Here is a 7,132-nt window from a genome sequence, read left to right on the forward strand (position 1 = left end):
CCAGAACCGTGCAAAAAGGTTTCATGATTTGCTACCCCAAATTCTGATCACTGGTGTGGCTTTCGGATAGGGGAGGGTTGGTAAGAGTATCGTGATACCTGCTTTTAAAATGGGTCCATAGTCTGCAAGCCCCAAATTCGCTGCATAGACGTGTTCAACAGCAAGCGCTTGTTGACCTTTGGCATAGTATTTCCAGCAAATGGCATCTACCATATCGCCATCTTTGGTCATATAAAGGTCACTCATAGGTCTTCACCATATTCTCTCAACTTTATCGTAAATTCTTGTTTTTTGGGGGTGCCATTATGATGAAAAATGCTTTGTTTTTCCTCTACAGAAAGAATGACAAACTTACCTAAGATTTTACCTTGACCGGTCACAAGAATGTGAGGTCCCATATGCGCTATTTGTCGCAAATATTCGAGCTGTCTGTGACCACCTTTGAAATCTGGATAAATTACGCCTGCTAAAGAAAATTCCGCATTTGCAACAGCAGGCAATTGAAGAGCAGCCTTTCTCCCCAATCGCCCTTGCTCTACCCATGGAACTCCATAAGACATATCAAGTGTTTGGTAAGCTGCTGTTTCAATCGAAAAAATAAAACCACCCAAAGCTAACATCATGGTATTTAATCCGAAAGGCTAGAGGCTATGGCTAAACGTTGCTGTTTTGCATAGCGTTCAAGTGCTTGATTGACAGCGTCTCTGATTTCGTCCTTTAAACCATTGGGGACGGAAATATTGAGATTTGTAATGGTTACACGGGCGTCTACTTCAACGGGTTTATGAACCGTAATGGGCTTTGGAGCTTTAAAGGCACCCACTTTATTTGTTGCCTGCATTTGTCCTGTTTCAATGACACTTGTATTAAAACCACTCTTGCGTTTTTCAGGTGGGGTATTTGTAACCACTACTGTATCCAGCATTCTTTTTGCGCGTGCATTGGTTTCATCGGTAAAGGTTTTAATGGTTTGGGTTGAAGTTTTGTTAATTGAAACATTAAACCCTAACTTTTCTTTCATCCAATTAGGCATCCAGTTGGTTAATTTGCTTATCATGCCGCTAAACCATTCGGACAAGGTTTACCACTTGCTTTTGATGCCGTCTCACAAGCTATCAATGAGATCGGATTTTATCTCCAAAAATGCATGCAACTCACGAGCATTTATCGTTTGAACTGTATCCTGCTCAATAATTTGTTCTTTAATTTCTATAAGGGTATTCATAAAGGACTCCTAGTTGTTAGATGTTTCTTAATGACACTTTAAAAGAGCTCTGGGTGCTAAGAAACATGGGCAACTAGCCCGTCGTTATATTTTCCCCGTAAAGGGTCTTGTATAGTGTAACTATACCCGACAAAGTTATTATATGCGTGTAACATACAACGAGTCAAAACTTTAATTGGCGGAGAAGATATTGTTCCATCAATCCGTTCGCTAGTTGCTTTAAAGTGTTTCTTAGGCACCTGATTCGATTATTCATATCGCTGTAATAATGTCACGCAGCAATATCACTTTTTTCTAAAAATTATAAGCACATCTTTACTTTATTTGTCGACTCACTTTAAATTTTTTGGCTTAGTTTTTTATTTATAGTGGAGGGGGAAATAATGCTCGATACGCTTGATACAATTGCGGTGATCGTATACTTGTTATCATTCCCAGTGATGGTTGTCGGACTTGTTTTAGTGTGTATAAAAAAATGGCGGAAAAACGGACTGAAAACTCTTGGTATTGGAGTTTTATTATTTCTCGGCTCTGCAATATTAGGTGCGTTTTTTTTTCACAAAATCGAACCAGATCAAGTTACATACAATAATGAAATTTTTTCCTCCTCCTCGACTTCATTAATATATGTTGCTACTCAAAATGAAAGCGTGAAACAGGTACTACCTGAGAATACTGATAAGCAAAGTATCCATGTTCAAGACAAAAAGTCAGACGAAAATAATGGTCTAGGTTTTTGGGGATGGTTCAGGGTTAATTTTCTTTGCATTTATTGCTTTGTCTATTTTTGTTCATTGGCAAGATAGACGCAAAAAGCGTTTTAAAGAAAAAGTTTCAGAGCAGGTTTTAATGCCTCCCCCCCATATCCACCCTTCTTCTGATTTATCAGTTGTTAATAAAATGTCGCTGGAACTTGAAAAAAAACGGTTAGAAAAGAGGGTACAGATCTTTCTCCTTTGTGTTCTGTTGAGTGGAGGCATTGTGGTAACAGTAACTATTACACCATGGTTATTAGTACCCATTCTTATTGTTTTAATTTTTGTTATTATTGCCTATCGTGAGGCGAAAAAGGAAAAAAACTTTGAGCAAGAAGTTTCTCTGTGGCAATCAGATATTCCTCCCTCTAATTTTGAGGAAGCATGTGAAATGTTTCAAGAACTTGATGCAAGTGAATATGATTATCGTTTAGCAAAAAATGAAAAACTGTTGGGAGTTCAAGAACGCGTTACCTTCAATATTGGCGAAAAGACTCCAGCTTTAGGACGTCTTTTAGTAACAAACCAAGCTATTGTATTTGAAAGCCCTGAAGATAATGAAAGGACTACTTGGGCAGGAATTGCATCAGTCACTATAACATACCAAAGATGTCACATCAGTCACCGTACTGGCGCACCATGGAATTACCGATTTAGTGCCATTCCAAATCCAAGGTTTGCAGCAGTAATCCGGGCTCTTGGGCAGCCTTATTGATTTTTAAACACACAAGATAAAGTTGCGTCCATTTTTTATCTCCCGCAAGATAAGCTTATACATACCAGATTCTGAGGCTTGGACATCTGTGATCACGAAGTGCTCTTGGGAAGAGGGAGCTTTGCTGTTTTTAGGAACCATCACAATAACACTATCTTGAGGGTTTGGTGGCACCCGCCCCCAATATCATTGATACAAAGATCAAGTTCCTTTCTTGCAATTGTGGTAGGGATTCTGCCACCAGCGTCCGATTCTGAATGCTTAATGGTGTAAATCGCTGTGATACGAAAAGATTGCTGATTGTCCTTTCGCGTGTAGATGATGGGCTTCCCAAAAGTGTTGCGCACATCTTTAACCATTTGGTTTAGCAGCCCGTGCCATCGCATGTTATTTCGCTCCAATCACGGCTTTAAACAGCATTTCTGGGCGTGTACAAATGTAAAGCGGATAGCTATAGAACCTCCGGTTTTACCCATGCATTACGGTCGTGATCAACGATCAGCATGGTGTAGAGAGGCTTTCCAACCGTGTTGGCAAAATCCAAGCTTTCACCTAGTGCAAAGGTTTTTTGGAAGACACCAGACGCATCAACAGGGAAGAATTGACATTCATCAGGCTTAATTCCTATGGCGCGCTTTGTTCCAGCCTGTGCACTTACATTATAGTTGTGAATACTTCGGTAATTAATGAAAGTGACACCAGCAAAGTCAAAACTGCCAAAGCTGCCCGAGCCAAGAGCGCTTGGTGTTGCAACACCTCCGGCGCTATTAAGTGTTTGTGCTAAGGCTGTGTTGAGATAAGTTTCACGAATTGTTTTATGGTTTTTCAACTTGGAAAAGAATTCATTTCCACAAAGTCCAATAATGCGTGAACGATCAGAAAATGCTCCTTTTGAAGCCTCAATCATCCTCATAATGACTTGGTCAACATGGTCAGCAACATTGGTTGTTTCTGTATTTAGTTTAAAGTCAATGGGCTTTGGTGGTGTGATTTCCCATTCTTTGTACCAATCGACAATCACGGAGCCATCAGCATCAAGGACAACACCTTGAACAGCGCCAAGCTGCATATTTTCCCATGTCAATTCAATTTCAGAAATCAGTTTCTTTTGTTTTCTGGCAATATATTTCATTGCTGTCTCTAACTGATCTTCTGCGCCAAATTCACGACGGTTCTGGATTTCTTCTGATTTTACGGTATCACTTTTGGCAATCCGTGTTGTTTTGAAAAACCGAAGATTACGCCCCTCTCTATCACCTTCTGCCAAAGGTGCGCCACGTTCACTGGTTTGAATAAGCGAAAATGTATTATCACGCCGTTCAATCCCAACCACTGTGGTACTGGTTTCAACTTCCTCAAAAAGATTAAGAGAGCTCACAAGACCAGGTTGAAACTCATAGTTTTCAATGGCTCTCATCATTGTGATGCTTGAGAAAGCATCATGTTTAAAAAAATTCATATCCATGTTTGCATTCTCCTATCGCAATAGAATGTTGTTATGGTCTTCTAAAGACTGAATGGCCGCGTTCTTTTGCTCATCTGTGATGTCATCTGGCCATAGCAATTCAGAAGCTTTTACAGTGCATAAGCGTGCTGTAATCACGGCGCGTTGATCTGCGCCTGTTGCGTCAACAGTGGCAAAAGAAATCCCTGCCGGTGTTTGACTGCCATCGGATACTGCTGGATTAAGGGGGATGTATTTTTCTGATGCTTGAGGAATGGGGTTTTCGGCGTATCAGATAAGCCAAACATTTTGCGGTTGAAATTAAACTCCAATTGTATTGCACTGAAATACAGTTACAAGAGGAGAGATCATTATGGCTGCTAGTCGTATGGTTCAGGCGCGTGTACCAGAAGAAATTCAAAATATCGCTAATCAAGTTATTCAAGCTTCAGATTTATCAGTAAGTGATGTTGTGAGAGTGTTGATGACGCGTATTGCACAAGATAAAGCTATTCCGTCCTTCTTGTTTCAACCCAATGCGGAAACCATAGCGGCTTTTACGGAATTAGATGAAGGCAACTTAAAAAAGTTTCATTCCGTAGACGAATTATTTGATGATCTATGTGGACGATTGAACGCACCACTATCTCCAAACGTGATTTCAAGCGTGAAATGAAAGGACGGTATCGGCATCTTTTAGATATTGATTTGCGCCAAATCATTGCAGTATTAGCAATTGACCAGCCTTTAGAACCTCGATATCATGACTATGCATTGACTGGGAATTGGAGCAATTATCGAGATTGCCATATTCGACCTGACTTAGTGTTGATTTATCGCTTGATTGGTCAAGATCGATAGGTTTTAGTATGTCTAGGCTCTCATTCAAAACTTGATCTTTAAACTACCTCCCCATTTTTGAGAATGGAGAGGGGAGTTATGTTTTTAGCTAAGCAGCTTCCACAACAGGGCTCTCCAAAGTAGGAGCATAAGCTTGCAATAACGAATTCATGCTATGCGGGAGTTCTGAAGTTCCAAAGCCTTTAAGAACTGCTAGAATCTTTGTAATATTCGGTACCTCATCTTGAAGTTTTAAAATCAAAGCTTTTTCTATCACACCCATAATGTTAACCAGAGTACTACAATTTTTTTTATCTACATATTCACAATTGACAAACTGAAACAAAGCCATTCACACATTACATAAAAAGTTGGTATCTACCTTCATTGCATACCCCCAAAGATATTTGTTCTCTCAAACATGCCAATCCTTTTGGTGTAATTTTTGTTGAAGGCAGTATCTTTTCTGTAGCATCAGGTCCTTGAATAGTGATAGCAGGATAATCCATAAATCCTTTCTTGATTTTATCCTGATAGGGTAATAATGGACCACTTGGAATACGGCGATACACCCAATCATGTTTATGTAAGTAATCTGTTAAGTCCTTTGGCCGTACTTCAAAAATTTTTTCCGCTTCAATAAGACCGAACAAACCATCAGAAGGCTTTAAATCCTCAAGCGCGTCTGCTTTGGGTGCTATTCTGCGATGATGCTACTTTCTGTTCGATTTGATTTTGTAGGTGATTCAAGACGCCAAGTAATGCTTCGGGCTTGGAGTAATCGATTTGCGGTGTCGCTACTTGTTTTGCAAGCTTTTCACATTCGATAAAATACTCTTTTACTTGATGACCTTTATCATTACGCTCGATCATTGAAAGGTGTTTTGCCATGTCTAAGGTGAGGTGATATTCCATGCTTGGACGCCCACCTTTTTCTAAATTTTTAGAAAAAGCTATAAGTCTATATTTTCTCGAAATTTGCATTCTTTAATACGATTTTTAATCCAGTCTGCAAATTTTGATGTAATTTCCAAAAACGCATGCAAATCACGAGCATTGACGGTTTGAACAGCCTCTCTATCAATAACCCGTTATTTAATTTCTATAAGAGTGTTCATAGTGAACTCCTATCGATTAGAGGTTTCTTATTGACATTCCAGAAGAATGCCGAGCGCTAAGAAACACGGTCGATAGTCCGTCGTTACGCTTTCCCCATAAAGAGTATTGTATAGCGTAACTACACCCGACAAATCCATTATATGCATGTAGCATATAATGAGTCAAAGTCTCTAATGTGCGGAGAAGAGATTGTGTCGGTAATCTATCCGCTATCGATTTAAGGTGTTTCTTAGGCACTTAATTCGAAAATATACATTGACGCAATAATGTCGAGAATAAAAATAAATTCCATCTCAAAATAATTATATACTGTACAGTGTACATATTGAAATCATTATTTATCAATGAGTTAAGTGTACAATGTACAGTTAATTTGAAAATTCTGTCGCTAGCGATAGTTTGCGCAGCCTGCCCCGTAACGAAGCTAACTCGCTGGGAAGTATCTTTTATATTTATTTTATTGACTTTTTTATAAAAAAAACAAAGCATAAGTGATAATCTGTTTTTAAAATTGCAATCAAAGTGTGTAATGCATAAACTCATAAGGATACGGGATAGGTAGATAAAGCTTGAGAACATTATTTAGCTTTCTTATTAGCAGCGTATTCTTGACGTTCAAGTTGTCTCTGTATGTTTTTAGTTAATCTTTCACTGGTATATTGTGCGATAGAATTTACAATTTCTGGCTTGGACATCACTCCAGCAATTGATGGTCCTTCTTGTTTTGCAATGGGGAATTTACCTCCGTCTACTCTTTGAAAAACATTACTCTTCATCTTTTTTAAATCAACACGCTTTGGAAAATTTCCACCCTTAATAAAACCATGAGGCAAGATTTCTTTTTTCCAAACATTGTGTAAGTTACACCGCGTTTTGTTTTTTTTTGCTTGAAAAAATTAAGAGGTATCGGTGTTCCAGAACCAATGATATCTGTTTCGAGAAGTTTTGCTTTACAGCGGCTTTAGCCAAGGCGTTTCACCTTGGCAAGCAAAGCGAACGGCAAAAGCAAACAGAGAATGCTTTAAAGACAGCAA

General features: G+C 39.0%; 7 protein-coding genes and 7 pseudogenes. 4 read left to right on the forward strand and 10 right to left on the reverse strand.

Annotation, left to right across the window (positions count from 1 at the left end; genetic code table 11):
* Window positions 1-21: 21 nt before the first annotated feature.
* From ACFIK8_RS08460 to ACFIK8_RS08475, 4 genes and pseudogenes are all read right to left on the reverse strand, one after another.
* On the reverse strand, window positions 22-246 hold the full coding sequence (locus ACFIK8_RS08460) for a tail protein X (protein WP_375635918.1): 225 nt from the start codon (window positions 244-246) through the stop codon (window positions 22-24).
* The gene (locus ACFIK8_RS08465) at window positions 243-623 is read right to left on the reverse strand and encodes a phage tail protein (protein ID WP_273724327.1); all 381 of its coding nucleotides are present in this window, start codon (window positions 621-623) and stop codon (window positions 243-245) included. The genes ACFIK8_RS08460 and ACFIK8_RS08465 overlap by 4 nt, the downstream gene beginning before the upstream one ends.
* 5 nt (window positions 624-628) lie before the next feature.
* Window positions 629-1,105 (reverse strand): annotated as a pseudogene (locus ACFIK8_RS08470) (phage tail protein); the annotation flags it as partial.
* Between the two features lie 9 nt (window positions 1,106-1,114).
* Window positions 1,115-1,225 (reverse strand): annotated as a pseudogene (locus ACFIK8_RS08475) (phage antirepressor Ant); the annotation flags it as partial.
* 383 nt (window positions 1,226-1,608) lie between these two features.
* On the opposite strand from ACFIK8_RS08475, the gene ACFIK8_RS08480 reads away from it, so the two are divergent.
* Complete coding sequence (locus ACFIK8_RS08480) at window positions 1,609-2,031, forward strand: hypothetical protein (protein WP_375669192.1); 423 nt, start codon at window positions 1,609-1,611, stop codon at window positions 2,029-2,031.
* Window positions 2,003-2,695 (forward strand): hypothetical protein, encoded by a 693-nt coding sequence (locus ACFIK8_RS08485; RefSeq protein ID WP_375669193.1) that lies wholly within the window; start codon window positions 2,003-2,005, stop codon window positions 2,693-2,695. The genes ACFIK8_RS08480 and ACFIK8_RS08485 overlap by 29 nt, the downstream gene beginning before the upstream one ends.
* 3 nt (window positions 2,696-2,698) lie before the next feature.
* Here ACFIK8_RS08485 and ACFIK8_RS08490 read toward each other — a convergent pair.
* From ACFIK8_RS08490 to ACFIK8_RS08500, 3 pseudogenes are all read right to left on the reverse strand, one after another.
* Window positions 2,699-3,081 (reverse strand): annotated as a pseudogene (locus tag ACFIK8_RS08490) (hypothetical protein).
* Between the two features lies 1 nt (window position 3,082).
* Window positions 3,083-4,160, reverse strand: a pseudogene (locus tag ACFIK8_RS08495) (major capsid protein).
* A gap of 12 nt (window positions 4,161-4,172) precedes the next feature.
* Window positions 4,173-4,406 (reverse strand): annotated as a pseudogene (locus tag ACFIK8_RS08500) (head decoration protein); the annotation flags it as partial.
* A 106-nt stretch (window positions 4,407-4,512) separates the two neighbouring features.
* Between ACFIK8_RS08500 and ACFIK8_RS08505 the strand changes: the two are divergent.
* Entirely contained in the window at window positions 4,513-4,815 is a 303-nt protein-coding gene (locus tag ACFIK8_RS08505) for a type II toxin-antitoxin system RelB/DinJ family antitoxin (protein WP_375635920.1), read from the forward strand.
* Window positions 4,761-5,000, forward strand: a complete 240-nt coding sequence (locus ACFIK8_RS08510; RefSeq protein WP_375635921.1) for a type II toxin-antitoxin system YafQ family toxin — start codon at window positions 4,761-4,763, stop codon at window positions 4,998-5,000. The genes ACFIK8_RS08505 and ACFIK8_RS08510 overlap by 55 nt, the downstream gene beginning before the upstream one ends.
* An 88-nt stretch (window positions 5,001-5,088) precedes the next feature.
* Here ACFIK8_RS08510 and ACFIK8_RS08515 read toward each other — a convergent pair whose 3' ends face one another.
* From ACFIK8_RS08515 to ACFIK8_RS08525, 3 genes and pseudogenes are all read right to left on the reverse strand, one after another.
* A complete protein-coding gene (locus tag ACFIK8_RS08515) occupies window positions 5,089-5,331 on the reverse strand; it encodes a hypothetical protein (RefSeq protein WP_375635922.1) in 243 nt (80 codons plus the stop codon).
* Between the two features lie 7 nt (window positions 5,332-5,338).
* Window positions 5,339-6,064, reverse strand: a pseudogene (locus tag ACFIK8_RS08520) (antA/AntB antirepressor family protein).
* 612 nt (window positions 6,065-6,676) lie between these two features.
* Window positions 6,677-7,056 (reverse strand): annotated as a pseudogene (locus ACFIK8_RS08525) (hypothetical protein); the annotation flags it as partial.
* Window positions 7,057-7,132: the final 76 nt, after the last annotated feature.

This window comes from Bartonella sp. MR168JLCBS (assembly GCF_042194175.1).

Bases quoted from the DNA above. Each gene is read 5' to 3' on its own strand.
- ACFIK8_RS08480 (WP_375669192.1), top strand. From the start codon at position 1,609: ATGCTCGATACGCTTGATACAATTGCGGTGATCGTATACTTGTTATCA.
- ACFIK8_RS08510 (WP_375635921.1), top strand. From the start codon at position 4,761: ATGTGGACGATTGAACGCACCACTATCTCCAAACGTGATTTCAAGCGT.
- ACFIK8_RS08515 (WP_375635922.1), bottom strand. From the start codon at position 5,331: ATGGCTTTGTTTCAGTTTGTCAATTGTGAATATGTAGATAAAAAAAAT.
- ACFIK8_RS08505 (WP_375635920.1), top strand. From the start codon at position 4,513: ATGGCTGCTAGTCGTATGGTTCAGGCGCGTGTACCAGAAGAAATTCAA.
- ACFIK8_RS08460 (WP_375635918.1), bottom strand. From the start codon at position 246: ATGAGTGACCTTTATATGACCAAAGATGGCGATATGGTAGATGCCATT.
- ACFIK8_RS08465 (WP_273724327.1), bottom strand. From the start codon at position 623: ATGATGTTAGCTTTGGGTGGTTTTATTTTTTCGATTGAAACAGCAGCT.